The organism is Streptomyces sp. DSM 106670 (assembly GCF_055792845.1).
In genome coordinates this window covers 5,859,209-5,881,229 of record NZ_CM147704.1, presented here as the reverse complement: position 1 = coordinate 5,881,229, position 22,021 = coordinate 5,859,209, and the positions used below count along the sequence as shown (strand labels likewise).

The window sequence follows — 22,021 nt, the reverse complement described above, 5'->3', positions numbered from 1 at the left end:
TCCTCGGGTCACCACCCGGCCGCCCGGCCGGGTGTTGGGTCAATTCTACGGGGCGTGGTGAGGGGGGCGGGACACACCCACCCCCCTCGGTGAGCCGGAGGCTCAGGAGACGCCGAGCTCCTTGGCCTTGGCCTTGAGGTCGTCCAGGCCACCGCACATGAAGAACGCCTGCTCGGGGAAGTGGTCGTACTCCCCGTCGCAGATCGCGTTGAACGCGGCGATCGACTCGTCGAGCGGCACGTCCGAACCGTCCAGGCCGGTGAACTGCTTGGCGGCGTGGGTGTTCTGCGACAGGAAGCGCTCGACGCGACGGGCACGGTGGACAACGAGCTTGTCCTCCTCGCCCAGCTCGTCGATACCGAGGATCGCGATGATGTCCTGGAGGTCCTTGTACTTCTGCAGGATCCCCTTGACGCGGCTGGCCGCGGCGTAGTGGTCCTGGGAGATGTAGCGCGGGTCCAGGATGCGGGACGTGGAGTCCAGCGGGTCCACGGCCGGGTAGATGCCCTTCTCGGAGATCGGACGGGAGAGAACCGTCGTCGCGTCGAGGTGGGCGAACGTGGTGGCCGGGGCCGGGTCGGTCAGGTCGTCCGCGGGGACGTAGATCGCCTGCATCGAGGTGATCGAGTGACCACGCGTCGAGGTGATGCGCTCCTGGAGCACACCCATCTCGTCGGCCAGGGTCGGCTGGTAACCCACCGCGGACGGCATACGGCCGAGCAGCGTGGAGACCTCGGAGCCGGCCTGCGTGAAGCGGAAGATGTTGTCGATGAAGAGCAGCACGTCCTGCTTCTGCACATCGCGGAAGTACTCCGCCATGGTCAGGGCGGACAGGGCCACGCGCAGACGCGTCCCCGGCGGCTCGTCCATCTGGCCGAAGACGAGCGCGGTCTTGTCCAGAACGCCCGACTCGGTCATCTCGTCGATGAGGTCGTTGCCCTCACGGGTGCGCTCGCCGACACCGGCGAACACCGACACACCGTCGTGCAGCTTCGCCACACGCATGATCATTTCCTGGATGAGGACCGTCTTGCCGACGCCCGCACCACCGAACAGACCGATCTTGCCGCCCTTGACGTACGGGGTCAGCAGGTCGACGACCTTCAGGCCGGTCTCGAACATCTCGGTCTTCGACTCGAGCTGGTCGAAGGCCGGGGCCTTGCGGTGGATCGGCCAGCGCTCGGTGATCTGCGCCTCGGCCTCCGGCTCGTTCAGGATCTGACCGAGGGTGTTGAACACCTTGCCCTTGGTGATGTCACCGACGGGGACGGTGATGCCCGCGCCCGTGTCGGTCACCGCGGCCTGGCGGACCAGACCGTCGGTGGGCTGCATCGAGATCGCGCGGACCACTCCGTCACCCAGGTGCTGGGCGACTTCCAGGGTCAGCGTCTTGCGGGCGCCGTCCTCGGCGGGGTCCGCGACCTCGACGTGGAGGGCGTTGTAGATCTCCGGCATCGCGTCGACGGGGAACTCCACGTCGACGACCGGGCCGATGACCCGGGCGACGCGGCCCGTGGCAGCGGCCGTCTCAACAGTGGTCGTCATTACTTGTCACTCCCCGCGGTCGCGTCGGCCAGAGCACTGGCACCGCCGACGATCTCGCTGATTTCCTGGGTGATTTCGGCCTGGCGGGCCGCGTTGGCAAGCCGGGACAGGCTCTTGATGAGGTCCCCGGCGTTGTCGGTGGCCGACTTCATCGCGCGGCGGCGGGCAGCGTGCTCGGAAGCGGCTGCCTGCAGCAGTGCGTTGTAGATACGGCTCTCGACGTAGCGCGGCAGAAGGGCGTCGAGGACGTCCTCGGCCGACGGCTCGAAGTCGAACAGCGGAAGGATCTCACCCTTGCGGGTGCTCTCCTCGGCGACCTCGTCGAGCGAAAGCGGCAGCATACGGGCGTCGACCGCGTTCTGCGTCATCATCGACACGAATTCCGTGAAGACGATGTGCAGCTCGTCGACGCCGCCCTCGGCCGTCTCGTTCTGGATGGCCGCGATCAACGGGGCGGCGATGCGCTTGGCATCGCCGTACGCCGGGTTGTCGGTGAAGCCGGTCCAGGAGTCGATGACCTTGCGCTCGCGGAAGCCGTAGTACGCGACACCCTTGCGGCCGACGATGTACGTGTCGACCTCCTTGCCCTCGGAGGCAAGGCGCTCCCGCAGTCGCTCCGCGGCCTTGATGGCGTTGGAGGAGTAACCGCCGGCCAGACCGCGGTCGCTCGTGATGAGCAGGACCGCGGCCCGGGTCGGGGTCTCGACCTCGGTGGTGAGCGGGTGCTTGGCGTCGGAGCCGGTCGCCACCGCGGTCACCGCACGGGTGAGCTCGGTCGCGTACGGCTGCGATGCCGCCACCTTGCGCTGCGCCTTGACGATGCGCGAGGCGGCGATCATCTCCATCGCCTTGGTGATCTTCTTGGTCGCGGTGACGGCTTGGATGCGGCGCTTGTAAACGCGAAGCTGAGCGCCCATCGATCAGCCCTCGCCCAGGAGCTTGCCGTCCGAGGTCTCGAACTGCTGCTTGAAGGCGGCGATCGCGTCGGCGATCGACTGCAGCGTGTCGTCGGACATCTTGCCGCCCTCGGCGATGCTGGTCAGGAGGTCCTTGCGCTCACGGCGCAGGAACTCCAGCAGCTCGGCCTCGAAGCGACGGATGTCCTCGACCGGGACGTCGTCCATCTTGCCCGTGGTGCCGGCCCAGACCGAGACGACCTGCTCCTCCATCGGGAACGGGGCGTACTGCGGCTGCTTCAGCAGCTCGACCATGCGCTTACCGCGCTCCAGCGAGGCCTTCGAGGCCGCGTCCAGGTCGGAACCGAAGGCGGCGAACGCCTCCAGCTCGCGGTACTGGGCGAGGTCCACGCGAAGCCGGCCGGAGACCTGCTTCATGGCCTTGTGCTGGGCGGAGCCACCGACTCGGGAGACCGAGATACCGACGTTGAGCGCCGGACGCTGACCCGCGTTGAACAGGTCGGACTCCAGGAAGCACTGGCCGTCGGTGATGGAGATGACGTTGGTCGGAATGAACGCCGACACGTCGTTCGCCTTGGTCTCGACGATCGGGAGGCCCGTCATCGAACCGGCGCCCATCTCGTCGGAGAGCTTGGCGCAGCGCTCCAGCAGACGCGAGTGCAGGTAGAAGACGTCACCCGGGTAGGCCTCGCGGCCCGGCGGGCGGCGCAGCAGCAGGGACACGGCGCGGTAGGCGTCGGCCTGCTTCGAGAGGTCGTCGAAGATGATCAGGACGTGCTTGCCCTGGTACATCCAGTGCTGGCCGATGGCCGAACCGGTGTACGGCGCCAGGTACTTGAAGCCGGCCGGGTCGGACGCCGGGGCGGCGACGATGGTCGTGTACTCCAGCGCACCGGCCTCTTCGAGCGCACCACGCACGGAGGCGATGGTGGAACCCTTCTGACCGATGGCGACGTAGATGCAGCGCACCTGCTTGTTCACGTCGCCCGAGCGCCAGTTGTCGCGCTGGTTGATGATCGTGTCGACGGCCAGCGCGGTCTTACCCGTCTGACGGTCGCCGATGATCAGCTGACGCTGGCCGCGGCCGATCGGCACCATGGCGTCGACGGCCTTGTAGCCGGTCTGCATCGGCTCGTGCACCGACTTACGGACCATGACGCCAGGGGCCTGCAGCTCGAGGGCGCGGCGGCTGTCGGTCGCGATCTCGCCGAGACCGTCGATCGGGTTGCCGAGCGGGTCGACGACGCGGCCGAGGTAGCCCTCGCCGACGCCGACGGAGAGCACCTCACCGGTGCGCTGCACCGGCTGGCCCTCCTCGATTCCGCTGAACTCGCCGAGGACGATCGCACCGATCTCGCGCTCCTCGAGGTTGAGGGCGAGACCGAGGGTGCCGTCCTCGAACTTCAGCAGCTCGTTCGCCATGGCGGAGGGCAGACCCTCCACCTTCGCGATGCCGTCGCCGGCAACGCTGACCGTACCGACCTCCTCGCGCGAGGCCGCGTCCGGCTGGTACGACTGGACAAAGTTATCCAGTGCGTCCCGGATCTCCTCCGGCCGGATCGTGAGCTCCGCCATCTGGGTTCCCTGCTCTCCTTGTTGGGCCCGAAGTTTCTTAAGGGGGTCTGGGGGCCGACCCCCAGGAATCTTCTGCAATTTCTGCACGGCCCAACCGGGCCGCTGGTCTTGCTTGTTCTTGCTCTGTGTCAGCCGGCCATGCGGCGGGTCGCCTCTTCGAGACGCTCCGCGACGGTGCCGTTGATGATCTCGTCACCGACGCGCACCGAGATCCCGCCGAGGACCGCGGGGTCCACGTCCAGGTTCAGGTGCATCTGCCGGCCGTAGAGCTTCGCCAGGGCGTCGCCGAGGCGCTGCTTCTGCCGGTCGCTGAGCGGCACCGCCGAGGTGACGACGGCGACCATGCGGTCCCGGCGCTCCGCGGCGAGCTTGGACAGCGAGTCCAGCCCTGCTTCCAGGCTACGTCCACGGGGCTGGGTCACGAGGCGGACGATGATCCGCTCGGTGACCGGCTGCGCCTTGCCGCCGAGCAGGCTGCGCAGCAGCTCGCCCTTGGCGGACGCCGTGGCCGTACGGCTGGTCAGCGCGGAACGCAGCTCCGTGTCGGAGCCGACGATCCGGCCGAACCGGAACAGCTCGTCCTCGACGTCGTCGAGGTTCCCGCCGCGCTGGGCCGCGGTGAGGTCTGCGGTGTTCGCCAGCTCCTCGACCGAGTCCACCAGGTCACGCGACTGCGACCAGCGGGACCGGACCAGTCCGGAGACCAGGTCGACGGCCTCGCCGCCCACCTGCCCGCTGAGCAGACGCGTGGCCAGCTCGGCCTTGCTCTCGCCGCTCTGGGCCGGGTCGGTGAGAACCCGGCGCAGGGAAACTTCGCGGTCGAGCAGCGCGGTGACCGATGCCAGCTCCTCGGCGAGCTTCGCCGCGTCGACCGACGTGTTGTCGGTCAGCGCGTCGAGACGCTCGCGTGCGGCAGCCAGTGCTTCGCGGCTCGCGCCGTTCATCGGGCGGCCTCGGCCTTCGCCTCGAGCTCGTCGAGGAAACGGTCGACGGTGCCGCTCTGCCGGGCGTGGTCCTGAAGGGACTCGCCGACGAGCTTGCCGGCCAGGTCGGTGGCGAGCTTGCCCACGTCCTGACGCAGCGCCGAGGCAGCGGCCTTGCGGTCGGCCTCGATCTGGGCGTGGCCGGCGGCGATGATCTCTTCGCGCTGCCGCTGACCTTCCGCCTTCATCTCCTGGATGATGACGGCACCCTGCTCCTGCGCCTCCTGGCGCAGACGCGCGGCCTCGTGACGGGCCTCGGCGAGCTGAGCCTTGTACTGCTCAAGAACGCTCTGAGCCTCGGTCTGAGCCGCTTCGGCCTTCTCGATGCCACCCTCGATCGCCTCGCGGCGCTCTTCCAGGGTCTTGTTGATCACCGGAAGCAGCTTCTTCGAGAAGACGAAGAAGACGATGCCGAAGCAGATCAAGCCGATGACGACTTCAGGCCAGACCGGGAGCAGAGGGCTCTGCGGTTCCTCGGCTGCCAGGTACATCATGGTGGACCTTTCGTCGAATGGAGCTACAGCCACAACGTCACTTGACGATGAACGGAACGACGAAGCCGATCAGGGCGAGGGCCTCGACGACGGCGAAGCCGAGCAGCATGTTCTGGCGGATGAGGCCGGCAGCCTCGGGCTGGCGGGCGATGGCCTGCACACCGTTACCGAAGATGATGCCGATGCCGATACCGGGGCCGATCGCGGCGAGGCCGTAGCCGATGGTGCCGACGTTGCCGTTCACGGCCGCGAGGGTCTCGAAAGCAGCAGACATGTCCGTGGTTCCTTCTCTTGATGGGACCGGTGGAAAGTGTCTTCGCACCGGGCGTCTGGGGTGGGTGAGGGCTCAAGCCGGACGGCTTGGCGGGTCCTCAGTGGGCTTCTTCGAGCGCCTGGGAGAGGTACGTGGCGGTCAGCACCGTGAACACGTAGGCCTGAAGGGCCTGGATGAACATCTCGAACACGGTCAGGACCAGCGTCATGATGAACGACGCGCCCGCGTAGACCGTGCCGAGGACGGTGCCGAGCATGTACCAGGTGGCGATGGTGAAGATCAGGATCAGGATGTGACCCGCGAACATGTTCGCGAAGAGTCGCACAGCCAGCGTGAACGGCCGGACGAAGACGTTGGAGATGAACTCCAGCGGCGTCAGCAGGACGTAGATCGGCTTGGGCAGACCACTCGGGACGCAGAGGTTGCGGATGCCTCCGACGAATCCGTTCGTCCGGAACGTCACCGTCATGTACGTCACCCAGACCACCAGGGCCAGGCCGATGGGGTAGGCGATGACGGAGCTGACCGGGAACTGGGCGAGCGGAATGATGGCCCAGAGGTTCAGGATCCACACGAAGAAGAACAGCGAGACCAGCAGAGGGACGAAGGGCTCGCCCTTCTTGCCGATGACCTCACGGGCAATGCCGCGGTGGACGAAGTCGTACAGCGCCTCGGCGACCATCTGCAGCTTGCCCGGAACGACCTTGGGCTTCGAGAAACCGGCCCAGAAGAAGGCCAGGATCGCGAACGTGCCGATGATCGCGAGCAGCATGGGCTTGTTGAACTCGACAGGCCCAATGGTGAAGAGCGGCTCGAAGAGGAACGACCACACGCTGGGGGCATGGAACCCGCAGTCCTTGAACAGGTGGCAGTTCGTCTCGAAGGCGAGCGTCTGGGCGTCAGTCACCAAGAGCTCCTTCTGCATGGCGCATGGATGCGGCTACCTCGTTGTGTCGGAGCGGCGGGTGGCCGCAGGTCGGCACCGGACTGGTTCTTACGGTGAGGAGGCGGCGGCCGGGCCCGAAGCCTCGCGATGTATCAAGCGACCGCCCTGTTGCCCGCGCTCGCACTACCGCAACCGAGACCGGACGATAGCAGCACGTCGAACACGGCTTTATTCCGGCCCTACTCGTCACGATCTCCCCCAGCTCCGCCCGGACGGTTCCGGGTGTCCGCGTCGGGGTCGACGTAGAGGGTCTTGCTCCGCGCGTGCAGCACGGCCTGCGTGGTGATCCACGTGATCACGGCTGCGACCAGCGAGAGGGCGAAGACCTGAAGATCGAAGAGAGAGGTGTTCCTGATGCTCAGGATGAAGATGAGCAGGAGCACGAGCTGGGCCGAGTAGATCATCAGCCCCATGCCCTGGAACAGGTGAGGCATGGTCTTGCCGACCCAGTTGAGCGCCAGCAGCCCGAGCGCCATGAAGACGATCACGACCACGCAGCCGACCGCGGCACCGATCGCCCCCTCGCCGCCGGCGACGAGCCCGCCGACGAGCGTGGCGATGGCTCCCACCGCGGCGGTGGGGGTGGCGATGCGCAGTAGTTCGCGCATGTCGGACTGCATGGCGGCAGCTCCACTGGTCTGAGAGGAGGAATGGGGCGTCGTCATGGACGAGCGTAGGCCCGGTCCGCGAGGCGGATTTTCGGGCCAATGGACCGTCTCACTAGGGTCCTTCGGCTCCGTCACCGGGTCTCGTGAACGGTATCACAAACTATTTGATGAGGTCTTTACCTGGAAAGTGTGCCAACTGTCACACATGAGGGTTACCTCGCGCGTGTGTGCAGGACAGAGCGGCGCAATGTCTGGTATTGCACCGCAGGATCCGAATCGTCAGCGCGAAGAGTCGATGGAACGGCGATCCGGGAAGCGCGAACGAGCGCCGATCGCGGTAGCGCCGTTGACGCCGGACACCCCGACCGCCACAGGGGCCCGTTCGGCGGCCTCCTCGCCCATCTGAGCGTCTGCCGCGCCCTGTTGGGCCCCGGAGGTCGCCGGTGCCGGCTTCTCGCCGTGGGAGGGCGACGGAGCCGCCGCCCGCTCGGTCGCCCGGTGCCGGTAGCGCGGCGGGACGAAGCGGTTGGCCCAGTGCGGGGCGCGCGGGGTGAAGCGCGGCATCAGCAGCAGGGCCAGGCCCACCGCGCTCGACGCGATGATGACGAACACGATCCACGAGGACGCCGAGTGCACCGAGTAGCCGACGGCGCCGAAGGCGATGAGCGCCGACCAGAAGTACATGATCAGCACGGCCCGGCTGTGGGAGTGGCCGATCTCCAGCAGCCGGTGGTGCAGATGGCCACGGTCGGCGGCGAACGGCGACTGGCCGTTCCAGGTGCGCCGGACGATCGCGAGCACCAGGTCGGCGGCCGGGATCGCGATGATCGTCAGCGGCAGCACCAGCGGGATGAAGACCGGCAGCAGGGCGTGGGTGGCCTCGCGCTCGCTGCCCTCGAAGAGCTTCATGAGGTCCGGGTCGACCTGGCCCGTGATCGAGATCGCGCCCGCTGACAGCACCAGGCCGATCAGCATCGAGCCCGAGTCGCCCATGAAGATCCGCGCCGGATGCATGTTGTGCGGCAGGAAGCCGAGGCACATGCCCATCAGGATCGCCGCGAACAGCGTCGCGGGGGCCGCCGCCTCGATCCCGTACCCGTACCAGAGGCGGTAGGCGTACAGGAAGAACGCCGCCGACGCGATGCACACCATGCCCGCCGCGAGCCCGTCCAGGCCGTCGACGAAGTTGACCGCGTTGATCGTGATGACGACCAGCGCCACCGTGAGCAGCGTGCCCTGCCACTGGGTGAGGGCGACCGTGCCGACGCCCGGGATCGGCAGCCACAGGATCGTGAGGCCCTGGATGACCATGACGGCGGCGGCGATCATCTGGCCGCCGAGCTTGATCAGCGCGTCGATCTCGAACTTGTCGTCCAGCACGCCGATCAGCCAGATCAGCGCGGCGCCGGAGAGCAACGCCCTTGGCTCGTTGGAGAGTTCGAAGACACTGTTCAGGTTGTACAGGTGGTCGGCGACGATCAGTCCCGCGCACAGTCCGCCGAACATGGCGATGCCACCGAGCCGGGGAGTCGGTTCCCGGTGGACGTCGCGCGCGCGGATCGCGGGCATCGCCCCGACCGCGATGGCGAACTTACGCACCGGTCCGGTCAGCAGATAAGTCACCGCTGCCGTGACACAGAGCGTCAGCAGGTAATCACGCACGGGCTGCCCCACAGAATTCGCCGGCCATCTGAGCCCCACAGACTAGTCTCTGAAACAAGGACTCCACGGTACGGGTGATGGTTCCACAGGGTTCGCCTACCCCGGGTAGGGCGGATTGCGCAGGGCCAGTTCACGGACCTCCGCCGCGATCGGGCTCACATCGCCCGGCTCCCGTACGGCCGCTCCGAACAGCGCCGCGATCCTGGCCATGTCCCCCTCGTCCATCCCCTGCGTGGTGACGGCGGCGGTGCCCAGGCGGACGCCCCGGGCGTCCCCGTACGGCAGGGCGCAGGTGTCCAGGACCATGCCGGCCGCCGACAGCCGCTCGCGGGCGGTGCGGCCGTCGACTCCCAGCGGGGCCGGGTCCGCGACGATGATGTGGGTGTCCGTGCCGCCCGTGGTGACCTCGAAGCCTTCGGCCTCAAGCCCCGCGGCCAGCACCCGGGCGTGCGCGACCACCTGGTGCGCGTAGAGCGTGTACGCCGGGGTCTCGGCCTCCCCGAACGCGACCGCCTTCGCCGCCACCGTGTGCATCTGCGCCCCGCCCTGGGTGAACGGGAATACCGCCCGGTCGATCCGCCCGGCCAGCTCCTCGCCGCACAGGATCATGCCGCCGCGCGGCCCGCGCAGCACCTTGTGCGTGGTGGCGCAGACCACGTCGGCGTACGGGACCGGGCTCGGGGCCGCTCCCCCGGCGATCAGCCCCATCGGATGGGCGGCGTCCGCGATCAGATACGCGCCGACCTCGTCGGCGATCTCGCGGAACGTCTCGTAGTCGGGGTGGCGGGGGTAGGAGATCGAGCCGCAGACGATGGCCTTGGGGCGGCGGGCGCGGGCCAGGGCGCGGAGCCGGGTGTGGTCGATGAGCCCGGTGTCCGGGTCCACGCCGTAGCCGACGAAGTCGAACCAGCGGCCGGAGAAGTTGCCCGGAGCCCCGTGGGTGAGGTGTCCGCCGTACGGCAGTCCCATCGCGAGGACCGTGTCGCCGGGGCGCAGCAGCGCGGCGTAGGCGGCGAGGACGGCGGAGGAGCCGGAGTGCGGCTGGACGTTGGCGTGTTCGGCGCCGAAGAGGGCGGTGGCCCGGCGGACCGCGATGCGTTCGGCGGCGTCCGCGTGTTCGCAGCCGCCGTGGTGGCGGGCGCCCGGGTAGCCCTCGGCGTACTTGTTGGCGAGCGGGGAGCCGAGGGCGGCGAGGACCGCGGGCGACTGGAAGTTCTCGCCGGCGATCAGCTGGAGGGTGCTCGCCTGACGGTCCCTCTCCGCGTCCAGGACCCCGGCGATCTCCGGGTCCTGGCGGAGCAGGGCGCCGAAGTCCTGGGGCAGGGCGTCGGGCGCGGGCGACACGGCTGCGGGTGCGGCGGGAGAGGTGACCGGCATGGGACGGCTCCGGGCCTGGAGGTGGGTGCGCCGGCGAGGGGTGCCGGTGTCAGCTCCAATGTAGGCCGGGGCCGGGCGCCGTGCCCGCTGTCGCGGCGTCCCGTACGCCGGTCGGCGCACCGGCCGCCCGGTGCGGCGCGGGTGTGCCGCTCAGCTCGGGGCGCGTACGCCGGTGAGCGCGGTGACGACCGGGTCGAGGGCCTGGTTGATCTCGTCGCCGATGGAGCGGAAGAAGGTGATGGGGGCGCCGTAGGGGTCGTAGACCTCGTCCGCCTCGGCGGTCGGGGCCAGCAGCCAGCCGCGCAGCGCGGCGGCGGCGCGCACCAGGGCGCGGGCGCGCTCGACGACGCCCTCGTCGCGCGGGTCGGGCAGGGTGGCCGGGTCTATGGCCCGTACCAGCCGGGTGAACTCCTTGAGCGTGAAGGTGCGCAGGCCCGCGGAGTGGCCCATGGAGATGACCTGGGCGCGGTGGTCGCGGGTGGCGGTGAGGACCAGGTCGGCGCGGATCACGTGCTCGTCGAGCAGTTCGCGGCCGACGAAGCCGCTGGCGTCCGCGCCGAAGTCGGCGAGGACGACCTCGGCGTTGGCCTCCATGGGCGCGCCTTCATGGCCCCAGGTGCCCGCGCTCTCCACGATCAGGCCGCCGCTGAGCGGATCGCCGAGGCGGTCCACCAGGGCATGGCGGGTCAGCCGCTCGGTGATGGGCGAGCGGCAGACGTTGCCGGTGCTGACGTGGAGGATGCGGAAGGTGTCGGTCCGCCCCGCTATGCCACGCCCCTCGGGGGCGGTCAATTGGCCACCTCGAGGTCGGGGACCACCTTGCGCAGCTCCTCCGCGGAGAGGGCGCCGGCGCGCAGCAGGACCGGGGTGGCGCCGGTGACGTCGACGATCGAGGACGGCACGATGCCGGGCGTCGGGCCGCCGTCGAGGTAGACGGAGACGGAGTCGCCGAGCATGCCCTGGGCGGCGTCGCAGTCCTCCGGCGCGGGGTGTCCGGTGAGGTTGGCGCTGGAGACGGCCATCGGGCCGACCTCGGTGAGCAGCTCGATGGCGACCGGGTGCAGCGGCATCCGGATGGCGACGGTGCCCCGGGTGTCGCCGAGGTCCCACTGGAGGGAGGGCTGGTGCCGGGCGACGAGGGTGAGGGCGCCGGGCCAGAAGGCGTCGACGAGCTCCCAGGCCTGCTCGGAGAAGTCGGTGACCAGGCCGTGCAGGGTGTTCGGCGAGCCGATCAGGACGGGGGTGGGCATGTTGCGGCCCCGGCCCTTGGCGTCGAGCAGGTCCGCGACGGCCTCCGAGGTGAAGGCGTCCGCACCGATCCCGTACACGGTGTCGGTGGGCAGCACGACCAGTTCGCCCCGGCGGACGGCCGATGCGGCCTCGCGCAGACCCGTGGTCCGGTCGGTGGCGTCGTTGCAGTCGTATCGCCGAGCCATCAGCCGGCCTCCTCGGACAGGTGCGGGTACGGGTGGTGGTGCCGGATCCGGGTCACGGCATGGCCTTGCGGGCGGTGGCGAACCGGGGCCGCTTGTTCAGGTCGGGGTGGTCGGCGGCATCCGCCCAGCCCCGCTCCTCGGTGAAGATCCACGGCACCTGGCCGCCCTGGGTGTCGGCGTGCTCGATGACGACGAGGCCGCCGGGGCGCAGCAGCCGGTGGGCGGTGCGTTCGATGCCGCGGATGGTGTCGAGGCCGTCCTCGCCGGAGAACAGGGCCATCTCCGGGTCGTGGTCGCGGGCCTCGGGGGCGACGTACTCCCACTCAGTGAGCGGGATGTACGGCGGGTTGGAGATCACCAGGTCGACCTGGCCGTCGAGCTCCGGAAGGGCGCTCAGGGCGTCTCCCCTGTGCACGGTGACCCTGGACCCCTCGGCGTTCTTCCGCGTCCACCTGAGGGCGTCCTCGGACAGCTCCACGGCGTGCACCTTGGAGCGGGGCACCTCCTGCGCCATGGCGAGCGCGATGGCGCCCGATCCGGTGCACAGGTCGACGACGACGGGCTCGACGACGTCCATCGCGCGCACGGCGTCTATCGCCCAGCCGACGACCGACTCGGTCTCCGGCCGGGGCACGAAGACACCGGGTCCCACCTGGAGCTCCAGGTAGCGGAAGAAGGCTCGGCCGGTGATGTGCTGGAGGGGTTCGCGGGCCTCGCGGCGGGCGATCGTCTCCCAGTACCGGGCGTCGAAGTCGGTGTCGGGCACCGTGTGCAGCGCGCCCCGCTTCACCCCGTGGACGAAGGCCGCGAGCTCCTCGGCGTCGAATCGCGGTGAGGGGACACCGGCGTCGGCCAGCCGCTGGGTGGCCTGGGCCACCTCGGCGAGCAGCAGGTTCATCGCGGTTCTCCGTACGGGTTACGGGTGTGCGGGGCGGGCGGGACGCTTACGCGTTGGCGAGCTTGGCGGCGGAGTCGGCGTCGACGCAGGCCTGGATGACGGCGTCGAGCTCTCCGTCGAGGACCTGGTCCAAGTTGTACGCCTTGAAGCCGACGCGGTGGTCCGAGATGCGGTTTTCCGGGAAGTTGTAGGTCCGGATCTTCTCGGATCGGTCGACGGTACGCACCTGGCTGCGGCGGACGTCGGAGGCCTCCTGCTCGGCGGCCTCCTGGGCGGCGGCCAGCAGCCGGGAGCGCAGGATGCGCATGGCCTGCTCCTTGTTCTGGAGCTGGCTCTTCTCGTTCTGGCAGGAGGCGACGACGCCGGTCGGCAGGTGGGTGATGCGGACGGCGGAGTCGGTCGTGTTGACGGACTGGCCGCCGGGCCCCGAGGAGCGGTAGACGTCGATACGGAGATCGTTGGCGTGGATCTCGACGTCGACCTCCTCGGCCTCGGGGGTGACGAGCACGCCCGCGGCGGAGGTGTGGATACGGCCCTGGGACTCGGTGGAGGGCACGCGCTGCACCCGGTGCACGCCGCCCTCGTACTTCATCCGGGCCCAGACGCCCTGGCCGGGCTCGGTGGCGCCGTTGCCGCCCTTGGTCTTCACGGCGACCTGGACGTCCTTGTAGCCGCCGAGCTCGGACTCGGTGGAGTCGATGATCTCGGTCTTCCAGCCGACGCGCTCGGCGTAGCGCAGATACATGCGCAGCAGGTCACCGGCGAACAGGGCGGACTCGTCGCCGCCCGCGCCCGCCTTGATCTCCAGGAGCACGTCCTTGTCGTCGCTGGGGTCGCGCGGGACGAGGAGCAGGCGGAGCTTCTCGGTGATCTCCTCGCGCTGCTTCTCCAGGTCCTTGACCTCGGCGGCGAAGTCGGGGTCGTCCGCGGCGAACTCGCGGGCGGTCTCGATGTCCTCGCCGGTCTGCTTCCAGCTCCGGTACGTGGAGACGATCGGGGTCAGCTCCGCGTAACGCTTGTTCAGCTTGCGCGCGTTGGCCTGGTCGGCGTGGACCGACGGATCGGCGAGCTTCTTCTCGAGATCGGTGTGTTCACCGATCAGTTCCTCGACCGCCTCGAACATTCGGGGGCTCCTGGTTGGTCTGAATTCTGCGGGCCTGCTGGAGGGCGTACTGCCCGGTGGGGTGTCCGGCGGGGGCTCCCCCCGGGCACCCGACCGGAAAAAACGCCGGTTCCGACGCCCCCGGGAAGAGGGCGCCAGGAACCGGCGCAGTGGCTCGCTACTTGCTGGCGGAGCCGGCAGCCTTGCCGAAGCGGGCCTCGAAGCGGGCCACGCGGCCGCCGGTGTCGAGGATCTTCTGCTTGCCCGTGTAGAACGGGTGGCACTCGGAGCAGACGTCGGCGCGGATGGCGCCGGAGTCGATGGTGCTCCGGGTGGTGAACGACGCACCGCAGGTGCAGCTGACCTGGGTCTCGACGTACTCGGGGTGGATGTCGCGCTTCAAGGTGTCTCCTAGTTTCGGGAGGGCGCCGGGTCGTCCGCGCGGATTGCGCGGCCGTGAACCGGGGCCGACGTACCAGTCTGCCAGGACCGGCCGTATCTCCCAAAACCGGGGACGGGGGCCAGGTATTCCCCTACGCTCCGCGTACGGAGGGTGACCAACAGATCCTGTTCCTCCGGCTCGTCCTACTGGACGACCTTCGCGGCCTCGCCCTTGTCGCCGGCCGACTTCTCGGTGGCGGAGGCGGGGATCGGCCGGTCGTTCTTGAGGGCGGCCCAGACCTGGCGGCCGGCCTTCTCCTGCGGCAGGACCCGGTTCGGGTCGGCCGGGTCGTACTCCACCGGCAGGGTCACCATGTGGACGTTGTCCGCGCCCAGCCCCTTGAGACCGTTGGCGAACCCGGTGAGCTTCTTGACCGAGCCCAGCCCGGAGTCGGTGGTGACGGCCTTGGTGGCGGCGTCCGCGAGACCGTAGAGCTTCTTGGGGCTGGAGAACACCCCGACGCTCTTCGTCTGCTCCATCAGCGCCTTGATGAACGCCTGTTGGAGCTGGATACGTCCCAGGTCGCTGCCGTCGCCGACGCTCTTGCGGGTACGGACGAGCCCGAGGGACTCCTCGCCGTCCAGGGTGTGGGTGCCCGGCTCCAGGTCGAGGTGGCTCTTGGAGTCGTTGATGGCGGTCTTCGTGGTGATCTCCACGCCGCCCAGCTCGTCGATGAGCTTCTCGAAGCCGGTGAAGTCGACTTCCAGGTAGTGGTCCATGCGGATGCCGGACATCGCTTCGACGGTCTTCACGGCGCAGGCCGGCCCGCCGACCTCGTACGCGGTGTTGAACATCGCCCGGTGCTCGGCGGGAACCGTCTCGTCCGTCGTGTCGCTCGTGCAGGCGGGGCGCTCTATCAGGGTGTCGCGCGGTATCGACACCACGCTCGCGCTCTTGTGGCCCTTGTCGACGTGCATGACCATCGCCGTGTCGGAGCGGGCCGCGCCCTCGTCGGCGCCGTACTTCCCGTTGTCGCCGGAGCGCGAGTCGGAACCCAGCACCAGGATGTCCTGCGAGCCGTCGTCCACGTCGTCGGGACGGTCGGCGCCGAGCTTGGCGTCGATGTCGACGCTGGAGAGGTTGCCGTCGAGCGCCATGTACGCGTATCCGAGTCCGGCCCCGCCGACGACCACGACACCCGCCACCGTCCAGGCCGCGACGACCTTGGCACGGTGCCGTCCCGAGGGCTTCCTCCGCCGGCTGCCGGTACCGCGTATGCGGCCCGTACTCCTGCTCTGCTCGCTCACACGTCTCCCTCGTGACTCCTGTAGCCCGTCTGCCCCCTGCCGTGGTGGTCCACGCGCGGTCGGCCTCTCCTGTAGGGACGGCCGAAGCACCAAGAAGGGTTGCATACGCGGCTGTGGCCCCCGTTCGGCCGGCAGGCGCGGTACACAGTCGGCGGTCGGCCGGCGCTCCGGCGTTCACCTGGGGTTTTCCGGCCCCGGCCGGCGTCGGCCGGAGCGCTGCGGGGCGACGCTCCGTGTGGCAAAGGTCTCGGGACGGGACGACCGACGCACGGCGGCCCCCCTCGCCGGAGCGAGGGGGGCCGCCGTGTTCAACTGCCGGAAGAACGTCAGTCGTTGCCGTTTCCGCTGCCCGGCGTCGTCTTCTGGATCTGGAGCAGGAACTCCGCGTTGGACTGGGTCTTCTTCATCCGGTCCAGGAGAAGCTCGATCGCCTGCTGCTGGTCGAGCGCGTGCAGCACCCGGCGCAGCTTCCAGACGACCGCCAGCTCGTCGGTGCCGAGCAGGATCTCTTCCTTACGGGTGGAGGACGCGTCGACGTCCACCGCCGGGAAGATGCGCTTGTCCGAGAGCTTCCGGTCGAGCTTGAGCTCCATGTTGCCGGTGCCCTTGAACTCCTCGAAGATCACCTCGTCCATGCGCGAGCCGGTCTCGACGAGCGCGGTGGCCAGGATGGTCAGCGAGCCGCCGTCCTCGATGTTGCGCGCCGCGCCGAAGAAGCGCTTCGGGGGGTACAGCGCGGTCGAGTCGACACCACCGGAGAGGATGCGGCCGGAGGCCGGCGCCGCGAGGTTGTACGCGCGGCCCAGTCGGGTGATCGAGTCGAGCAGGACGACCACGTCGTGACCCAGCTCGACGAGACGCTTGGCGCGCTCGATGGCCAGCTCGGCGACGGTGGTGTGGTCCTCGGCGGGACGGTCGAAGGTCGAGGAGATGACCTCGCCCTTCACCGACCGCTGCATGTCGGTGACCTCTTCCGGACGCTCGTCGACCAGGACGACCATCAGGTGGCACTCGGGGCTGTTGACCGTGATCGCGTTGGCGATGGCCTGCAGGATCATGGTCTTGCCGGTCTTCGGCGGGGCCACGATGAGCCCGCGCTGGCCCTTGCCGATCGGGGCCACCAGGTCGATGATCCGCGTCGTCAGGATGTTGGAGTCGGTCTCCAGACGGAGCCGGTCCTGCGGGTAGAGCGGGGTCAGCTTCTGGAACTCCGGGCGGCCGCGGCCGGACTCGGGGGCCATGCCGTTGACCGAGTCGAGGCGGACCAGCGCGTTGAACTTCTCGCGCCGCTCGCCGTCCTTGGGCTGACGCACCGCGCCGGTGACGTGGTCACCCTTGCGCAGGCCGTTCTTACGGACCTGGGCGAGCGAGACGTACACGTCGTTCGGGCCCGGCAGGTAGCCGGAGGTCCGGATGAACGCGTAGTTGTCGAGGATGTCCAGGATGCCCGCGACGGGGATCAGGACGTCGTCGTCGGCCACCTGCACATCGCCGGCGAAGTCGTCGCGCCCGCGACGGCCCCGGCGGTCGCGGTAGCGGCCACGACGGCCGCGACGGCCGCCCGCCTCGTCGTCGAAGTCGTCCTGCGGACCGTTGTCACGGTTCTGCTGGCCCTGCCCCTGACCGCCGCCGCCCTGGCGCTGCGGGCGCTGCCCGCCGCCGCCCTGCTGGCCCTGGTCGTCGCCCTTGCCCCGGCGGTCGCGCTGACGCTCGCGGCGGTCGCCACGCTCACCGCGCTCGCCCCGCTCACCGCGGTCACGACGGTCGCCACGACGGCCCTCGGCCGTGTCGGCGGCGGCCTCGGCCTTGGCGTCGCCCTTCGGCTCGGCGCGCTCCTCGGTCTTCTGCTCGGCCTGGGGCTCCGCCTTCGCCTTGACCTCGGTCTTCGCCTCGGTCTTGGTGTCGGGGCTGCCCGCCTGCGCGGTGGCACGGCGGCGACGACGCTCGCCCGCGGGCTGGTCGTCGCTGGCCGGCTGACCGGGGATGTCGATCTGCTGCTGGGCCGTGTCCTTCTCGGCGGCAGCGGCGCCCTCGTCCCCGGTGCGCGCCTTGGAGGTCGCGCGGCGCTTCGGCTTGCTCTCCGCCTCGGCGGGGGCCGCCGCGGCCTTGGAGGAGGTCTTGGGGGCGGCGGATCCGCCACCCGCCTGCGCCTCCTTGATGACCTCGATCAGCTGGCTCTTGCGCATCCGCGCAGTGCCCCTGATGCCGAGGCCGGACGCGACCTGCTGCAGCTCGGCCAGGACCATGCCCTCGAGGCCGGTGCCGGAGCGGCGGCGCCGTGCGGTGGTGCCAGTGGCAGCACCTTCGGCGGGCGCGGCGCTGTCGACGTTCTTGTCGGCAGTCACGCCCATCAGATCGGTGGTGTCGCTCACGAAGGGTCCTTCCCTGGAGCGGACGTCGGCCTTCTGGCTCGGCGACCGGTTGTGCTGTCCGACTGCGGTCTGTTGATCTTGCTGGATCGCGGACCTTGCCGGGGCGGTGGTCCGCCAGGTACGGCGGAGAGATGAACGTGCGGGGTCCGGCGCGAGATCCCCCTGCTCGGCCCACTCCTGGACGAGCGAGGGGTGTCGTGCCGGTTCCGGAGCGTGCTCGAAACTGCTCAGGCAGGCTGCTCAGGCAGTTGGGGAGGCTCCCGGAAGAATGGCGGTCCCGGAGGGGGACACGAAGCAACGCGCCTCAAAGACGTCGGTTGCAGACTTGAGGTTAACACTACCGGCTCCAACAAACATTCCCCCTCTCGCTCACCGGTAATCACATGCGGTTACGCGGCCAGCGGCAGCACACTGGCGCCCGTCGCGTCGAGGGCCAGCCGGTTCGCCGCCCAGCCCTCCCCCGCCAGTCGGGCGACCTTGTCGGCCGAGCCTTCCTCCGTCAGCGCGAGGACCGTGGGCCCCGCACCGGAGATGACCGCGGGCACACCGTCGGCGCGCAGACGGTGGACCAGTTCCACGCTCTCCGGCATGGCCGGGCCCCGGTATTCCTGGTGGATCCGGTCCTCGGTGGCGGCGAGCAGCAGTTCGGGGCGGCGGGTCAGGGCCTCGACGAGCAGGGCCGCCCGGCCGGCGTTGAGCGCGGCGTCGACGTGCGGGACGGTGCGCGGGAGCAGTCCGCGCGCCGTCTCGGTGAGCACCGGGCGCCCGGGGACGAAGACGACGGGCACGACGGAGTCGGCCGGGTCCATCCGGATCGCCCGGGCCGCGCCGCCGTCCATCCAGGCCAGCGTGAATCCGCCGAGCAGACAGGCCGCGACATTGTCGGGGTGCCCCTCGATCTCGGTCGCCAGTTCCAGCAGGGCCGCGTCGTCGAGGCGGGCGTCGCCGCCGGTCGTCACGGCGCGGGCGGCGACGATTCCGGCGCAGATGGCGGCGGAGGAGGAGCCGAGGCCGCGGCCGTGCGGGATGCGGTTGGCGCAGACGATCTCCAGCCCGCGGGGCTGCCCGCCGAGCAGGTCGAACGCGGTGCGCAGGGAGCGTACGAGCAGGTGGCTCTCGTCGCGGGGCAGGGTCTGGCTGCCCTCACCTGCGATGTCGATGTGCAGCCCGGAGTCGGCGACCCGGACGACGACGTCGTCGTACAGCCCCAGCGAGAGACCCAGGGAGTCGAATCCCGGGCCCAGGTTGGCACTGGTTGCGGGGACGCGCACCCTGACGGCGGCGGCTCGGAACGCGGGACCGGCCATCGGTCGGACCACTCCTTGTAAGGCGGCGGGGATGCAGTGCGGGTGGCTCTGCGGCGGCGGGGCGTTGAAGACGGGGTTATGGGCGGGTGCGTGGGGCGGGGGTGGCTGCGGTGGGGGTCGCGGCGGTGCGAGGGCTCCGGAACGGTGCGGGAATCCGGTGACCGGCCCGACGGCCACGACGGGGACCGCAGGCGTGGCGGTCCGGCGGGCGGATGCCGGGCGGATGGGGTACAGCTTATCGAAGGAAGGTTCTGTGGCGACATAGGGCGCACAGGAGGCGCACGATGCGTGTCGCCCGCCTCCCATGCGCTCTCCGCCCCGGAAAGGGGCCGGTTGAGCCGGGTTGTCGCGGTTGCCCCGGGTCGAACGCGACGCCCGCCGCGTTCGACCCGGGGACCGGATCAGACGAGTCCGAGCTTCTCGGCGGCGGTGGCCGCGTCGACCGGGACCGTGACCGGCTGCGGAGCGCCCGCGACGGCCCAGTCGGGGTCCTTGAGGCCGTTGCCGGTGACCGTGCAGACGATGCGCTGGCCGGGGTCGACCTTGCCCTCCTCGGCGGCCTTGAGCAGACCGGCGACGGACGCGGCCGACGCGGGCTCCACGAAGACGCCCTCCTGGGAGGCCAACAGCCGGTACGCGGACAGGATCTGCCGGTCCGTCACCTCGTCGATGAAGCCGCCCGACTCGTCGCGTGCGGCGAGCGCGTAGTTCCAGGAGGCCGGGTTGCCGATCCGGATCGCGGTGGCGATGGTCGACGGGTCCTTGACGACCTCGCCGCGCACGATGGGCGCGGAACCGGAGGCCTGGAAGCCCCACATGCGCGGGGAGCGGGTCGAGACGCCGTCACCGGCGTACTCGGTGTACCCCTTCCAGTACGCGGTGATGTTGCCCGCGTTGCCGACCGGCAGGACATGGATGTCGGGGGCGTCGCCGAGCGCGTCGACGATCTCGAACGCGGCGGTCTTCTGGCCCTCGATCCGGACCGGGTTGACCGAATTGACCAGCGCCACCGGGTAGTTGTCCGAGAGCGAGCGGGCCAGGGTCAGGCAGTCGTCGAAGTTGCCGTCGACCTGGAGGATCTTGGCGCCGTGCACGAGCGCCTGGCCCATCTTGCCGAGCGCGATCTTGCCCTGCGGTACGAGGACGGCGCAGACCATGCCCGCGCGCACCGCGTACGCCGCGGCGGAGGCCGAGGTGTTGCCGGTGGAGGCGCAGATGACGGCCTTCGCGCCCTCCTCCTTGGCCCGGGTGATCGCCATGGTCATACCGCGGTCCTTGAACGAACCGGTGGGGTTGGCGCCCTCGACCTTGAGGTGCACCTCGCAGCCCGTGCGCTCGGAGAGGACCTGCGCCGGAACGAGCGGCGTACCGCCCTCACGAAGTGTGACGACCGGCGTCGTGGCCGTGACCGGGAGGCGGTCCCGGTACTCCTCGATGATGCCGCGCCACTGGTGGGTGCCCTTGCTGGTCATGGGTCCTTTACTCCCCTTCAACACGCATGATGCTGGCGACACCGCGCACGGTGTCGAGCTTGCGCAGCGCTTCGACGGTCCCGGAGAGGGCGGCGTCGGGCGCGCGGTGGGTGACGACGACGAGCGATGCCTCGCCGCCTCCATCTGGACGTCCTTGCTGGCGGACCGTATCGATCGATACGCCCTGCTCGGCGAAGACCGTCGCGACCTGGGCGAGGACGCCCGGCTTGTCGGCCACGTCGAGACTGATGTGGTACCGCGTGACGACCTCGCCCATGGGGCTGACCGGCAGGCGGGTGTAGGCGGACTCACCGGGGCCGGTGGCCTCGCCCAGTTTGTTGCGGCAGACCGCGACGAGGTCGCCGAGGACCGCGGAGGCGGTCGGCGAGCCGCCGGCGCCGGGCCCGTAGAACATCAGCTGACCCGCGGCGTCGGCCTCGATGAACACCGCGTTGTACGCCTCGCGGACCGAGGCCAGCGGGTGGCTGAGCGGGATCATCGCGGGGTGGACGCGGGCGGTGACGGACTGCCCGTCGGCGGCGCGCTCGCAGATGGCGAGCAGCTTGACCGTGCAGCCCATGCGGCGGGCGGAGGCGATGTCGGCGGCGGTGACCTCGGTGATGCCCTCGCGGTGCACGTCGCCGATCTTCACCCGGGTGTGGAAGGCGATCCCGGCGAGGATCGCGGCCTTCGCGGCGGCGTCGAAGCCTTCGACGTCGGCGGTCGGGTCGGCCTCGGCGTATCCCAGGGCGGTGGCCTCGTCGAGCGCCTCGGAGTAGCCGGCGCCGCTGGTGTCCATCTTGTCGAGGATGAAGTTGGTCGTGCCGTTGACGATGCCGAGCACCCGGTTGACCTTGTCGCCCGCGAGCGACTCGCGCAGCGGCCGTACCAGCGGGATGGCCCCGGCGACGGCGGCCTCGTAGTACAGATCGCGGCCGTACTTCTCGGCGGCGGCGTGCAGGGCCGCGCCGTCCTCGGCCAGCAGCGCCTTGTTGGCGGAGACGACGCTCGCGCCGTTCTCGAAGGCGGTGGTGATGAGCGTGCGGGCCGGCTCGATGCCCCCGATGACCTCGATGACGACGTCGATGTCGCCGCGCTGCACGAGCGCGGTCGCGTCGGTGGTGATCAGTGCGGGGTCGATGCCCTCACGCACCTTCGAGGGCCGGCGGACGGCCACGCCGGCGAGCTCGACCGGCGCGCCGATGCGCGCCGCGAGGTCGTCGGCGTGCGTCGTCATGATGCGCGCCACCTCTGAGCCGACCACACCACAGCCCAGCAGCGCCACCTTCAGCGGACGCGTACGCATCATCCGACCTCGTTTCTCATACATGCACATGTGGGGACCAGTCTCACTCACCGGACGG

At 69.9% G+C, this 22,021-nt stretch carries 20 protein-coding genes; all 20 read right to left on the bottom strand.

The annotated features are described in order from the left end of the window. Positions 1-102: 102 nt before the first annotated feature. Complete coding sequence (gene atpD / locus ACSMXR_RS26200; protein WP_137233507.1) at positions 103-1,545, bottom strand: F0F1 ATP synthase subunit beta; 1,443 nt, start codon at positions 1,543-1,545, stop codon at positions 103-105. Then, on the bottom strand, positions 1,545-2,462 hold the full coding sequence (locus ACSMXR_RS26195) for a F0F1 ATP synthase subunit gamma (RefSeq protein ID WP_137233506.1): 918 nt from the start codon (positions 2,460-2,462) through the stop codon (positions 1,545-1,547). Before ACSMXR_RS26195 ends, atpD begins: the two co-directional genes overlap by 1 nt. Positions 2,463-2,465: 3 nt before the next feature. Beyond that, a complete protein-coding gene (gene atpA, locus ACSMXR_RS26190) occupies positions 2,466-4,037 on the bottom strand; it encodes a F0F1 ATP synthase subunit alpha (RefSeq protein WP_030580920.1) in 1,572 nt (523 codons plus the stop codon). A 128-nt stretch (positions 4,038-4,165) separates the two neighbouring features. Beyond that, the gene (locus ACSMXR_RS26185; protein ID WP_137233505.1) at positions 4,166-4,981 is read right to left on the bottom strand and encodes a F0F1 ATP synthase subunit delta; all 816 of its coding nucleotides are present in this window, start codon (positions 4,979-4,981) and stop codon (positions 4,166-4,168) included. After that, the gene (locus ACSMXR_RS26180) at positions 4,978-5,514 is read right to left on the bottom strand and encodes a F0F1 ATP synthase subunit B (RefSeq protein ID WP_098024909.1); all 537 of its coding nucleotides are present in this window, start codon (positions 5,512-5,514) and stop codon (positions 4,978-4,980) included. The genes ACSMXR_RS26185 and ACSMXR_RS26180 overlap by 4 nt, the downstream gene beginning before the upstream one ends. A gap of 37 nt (positions 5,515-5,551) precedes the next feature. Further along, on the bottom strand, positions 5,552-5,788 hold the full coding sequence (gene atpE, locus ACSMXR_RS26175) for an ATP synthase F0 subunit C (protein ID WP_003966254.1): 237 nt from the start codon (positions 5,786-5,788) through the stop codon (positions 5,552-5,554). Positions 5,789-5,885: 97 nt separating this feature from the next. Then, positions 5,886-6,713, bottom strand: coding sequence for a F0F1 ATP synthase subunit A (gene atpB / locus ACSMXR_RS26170; protein WP_103508050.1), 828 nt, complete (start codon positions 6,711-6,713; stop codon positions 5,886-5,888). Between the two features lie 200 nt (positions 6,714-6,913). Beyond that, complete coding sequence (locus ACSMXR_RS26165; protein ID WP_137233504.1) at positions 6,914-7,354, bottom strand: hypothetical protein; 441 nt, start codon at positions 7,352-7,354, stop codon at positions 6,914-6,916. A 267-nt stretch (positions 7,355-7,621) separates the two neighbouring features. Beyond that, positions 7,622-9,016 carry an MraY family glycosyltransferase gene (locus tag ACSMXR_RS26160; RefSeq protein WP_170994616.1) on the bottom strand — a complete coding sequence of 465 codons (1,395 nt, stop codon included), beginning with the start codon at positions 9,014-9,016 and terminating at the stop codon, positions 7,622-7,624. An 84-nt stretch (positions 9,017-9,100) separates the two neighbouring features. Further along, positions 9,101-10,381: a serine hydroxymethyltransferase gene (locus tag ACSMXR_RS26155; protein ID WP_473170045.1), complete on the bottom strand. Its 1,281-nt coding sequence runs from the start codon at positions 10,379-10,381 to the stop codon at positions 9,101-9,103. A gap of 150 nt (positions 10,382-10,531) precedes the next feature. After that, the gene (locus tag ACSMXR_RS26150; RefSeq protein ID WP_137233501.1) at positions 10,532-11,173 is read right to left on the bottom strand and encodes an arsenate reductase/protein-tyrosine-phosphatase family protein; all 642 of its coding nucleotides are present in this window, start codon (positions 11,171-11,173) and stop codon (positions 10,532-10,534) included. After that, positions 11,170-11,817: an L-threonylcarbamoyladenylate synthase gene (locus tag ACSMXR_RS26145; protein ID WP_137233500.1), complete on the bottom strand. Its 648-nt coding sequence runs from the start codon at positions 11,815-11,817 to the stop codon at positions 11,170-11,172. Before ACSMXR_RS26145 ends, ACSMXR_RS26150 begins: the two co-directional genes overlap by 4 nt. Before the next feature lie 52 nt (positions 11,818-11,869). Next, positions 11,870-12,715 carry a peptide chain release factor N(5)-glutamine methyltransferase gene (gene prmC, locus ACSMXR_RS26140; RefSeq protein ID WP_050360399.1) on the bottom strand — a complete coding sequence of 282 codons (846 nt, stop codon included), beginning with the start codon at positions 12,713-12,715 and terminating at the stop codon, positions 11,870-11,872. Between the two features lie 46 nt (positions 12,716-12,761). Next, positions 12,762-13,838: a peptide chain release factor 1 gene (gene prfA, locus ACSMXR_RS26135; protein WP_137233499.1), complete on the bottom strand. Its 1,077-nt coding sequence runs from the start codon at positions 13,836-13,838 to the stop codon at positions 12,762-12,764. Between the two features lie 157 nt (positions 13,839-13,995). Further along, positions 13,996-14,220: a 50S ribosomal protein L31 gene (gene rpmE / locus ACSMXR_RS26130; RefSeq protein ID WP_015611364.1), complete on the bottom strand. Its 225-nt coding sequence runs from the start codon at positions 14,218-14,220 to the stop codon at positions 13,996-13,998. A gap of 182 nt (positions 14,221-14,402) precedes the next feature. Continuing rightward, a complete protein-coding gene (locus ACSMXR_RS26125) occupies positions 14,403-15,506 on the bottom strand; it encodes an LCP family protein (protein ID WP_364887917.1) in 1,104 nt (367 codons plus the stop codon). A 326-nt stretch (positions 15,507-15,832) separates the two neighbouring features. Then, positions 15,833-17,878 carry a transcription termination factor Rho gene (gene rho / locus ACSMXR_RS26120; protein ID WP_137233497.1) on the bottom strand — a complete coding sequence of 682 codons (2,046 nt, stop codon included), beginning with the start codon at positions 17,876-17,878 and terminating at the stop codon, positions 15,833-15,835. A gap of 389 nt (positions 17,879-18,267) precedes the next feature. Beyond that, positions 18,268-19,185, bottom strand: coding sequence for a homoserine kinase (gene thrB, locus ACSMXR_RS26115; RefSeq protein WP_030079342.1), 918 nt, complete (start codon positions 19,183-19,185; stop codon positions 18,268-18,270). A 401-nt stretch (positions 19,186-19,586) separates the two neighbouring features. Next, on the bottom strand, positions 19,587-20,657 hold the full coding sequence (gene thrC, locus ACSMXR_RS26110) for a threonine synthase (RefSeq protein ID WP_047178819.1): 1,071 nt from the start codon (positions 20,655-20,657) through the stop codon (positions 19,587-19,589). A 7-nt stretch (positions 20,658-20,664) separates the two neighbouring features. Continuing rightward, positions 20,665-21,966 (bottom strand): homoserine dehydrogenase, encoded by a 1,302-nt coding sequence (locus ACSMXR_RS26105; RefSeq protein ID WP_170994615.1) that lies wholly within the window; start codon positions 21,964-21,966, stop codon positions 20,665-20,667. Positions 21,967-22,021: the final 55 nt, after the last annotated feature.